Consider the following 1,549-nt stretch of genomic DNA (forward strand, 5'->3'; position numbering starts at 1 on the left):
CCGGCCGCCGCACCCGCACGCCGCCGTGCCGCGGCCGAGGCCCGCGCTGCCGCCCCACTCCCTGTCCCGCCGCGGTCCTCCGGAGGTGACGTGCCGGTCCCCCCACCAGCCCGCCACCCCCTGCCACGAAGGACCACCCGACCATGTCCGTGGACACCCCTGCCCGAAAACTCGACGACACCCCCGAACCGCCCGGCCGCCGGCCGAGCCTGTGGGCCGCGCTGCGACCGCTCCTGCTGCGGCTGCACTTCTACGCCGGCCTGCTGACAGCCCCCTTCCTGCTGGTCGCCGCCCTGACCGGAGGCCTGTACGCGGCGTCCTTCCAGATCGAGAAGGTCATCTACTCCGAGCAGCTCACCGCCCCCGCGCAGGACACCGCGCTCCCGCTCTCCGTCCAGGTCGACGCGGCCCTCGCCGACCACCCCGACGGTGAGCTGAAGGCGGTCTGGCCGTCCACCGGCCCGGGCGCCACCACACGCGTCCTGCTCGACGACCCCGCCGTGCCCGAGGACCGGGCGCTGGCCGTCTTCGTCGACCCGCACACCGCCGAGGTCAGAGGAGCGCTCGAAAGCTACGGCAGCTCCGGCGCGCTGCCCTTCCGCGCCTGGGTGTCCAACCTCCACCGGCATCTGCTGCTCGGTGAACCCGGCCGGTTCTACAGCGAACTCGCCGCCAGTTGGCTGGGCGTGGTCGCTCTCGGCGGTGTACTGCTGTGGCTCGGCCGCCGCCGTGCACAGCGACGGCTGCGCGGCACGACCGGCCGCCGCCGCGCCCTCTCGCTGCACGGCACGATCGGCCTGTGGGCCGCGCTCGGCCTGCTGGTGCTGTCGGTGACCGGACTGACCTGGTCCAAGTGGACGGGCGAGAACATCGGCGAGGTCAGGGAACGCCTCGGCGGCGCCACCCCCGCCATCTCCGCCGCCGGTGGCGGCGGCCACGAGGGGCACGCCGGACACGGCACCGCCGACACACCCGACGCGGCCGAGCAGCACCCCGTGATCGGCCTCGACCGGGTACTGCGCACAGCCCGCGGCGAGCAGGGGCTCACCGGGCCACTGGAGATCGTCGCCCCCGTGCCGGACGAGGACGGCGTGCCGGGCGCCTACGTCGTCAAGCAGACCGACAAGCAGTACCCGCACCACCTCGACCAGATCGCGGTCGACTCCGCCGACGGGCAGGTGACCGACCGGCTCGACTTCGCGGAGTACCCGCTGCTCGCCAAGCTGACCCGCTGGGGCATCGACGCCCACCAGGGCCTGCTGTTCGGGCTCGCGAACCAGATCCTGCTGTTCGCACTGGCCGCCGGGCTGTGCGTGCTGACCGTGCTGGGCTACCGCATGTGGTGGCAGCGCCGCCCCGACAGCGGCAACCGGCTCACCTTCGGGCGCCCCCACCCGCGCGGCGCGCTGCGCCGGGTGCCCGTGCTGTGGTGGCTGCCGCTGCTCGCCGTGACGGTGGCGGTCGGCTGGTTCGTGCCGCTCATCGGGCTCGGTCTGCTGGCGTTCCTGGCCGTGGACGTGACGCTCGGCGTGCTCGCCCGGCGCAGGTC

Annotated in this window: 1 protein-coding gene; it reads left to right on the forward strand. The window is 74.4% G+C overall.

Features of this window, described 5'->3' with window-relative positions; translation table 11 throughout:
• Positions 1–143: 143 nt before the first annotated feature.
• Positions 144–1,549 (forward strand): PepSY-associated TM helix domain-containing protein (locus tag ACYVE9_RS26190; protein ID WP_461030373.1); only part of this gene is annotated, 1,406 nt, incomplete at its 3' end.

Source organism: Streptomyces sparsus, assembly GCF_054776295.1.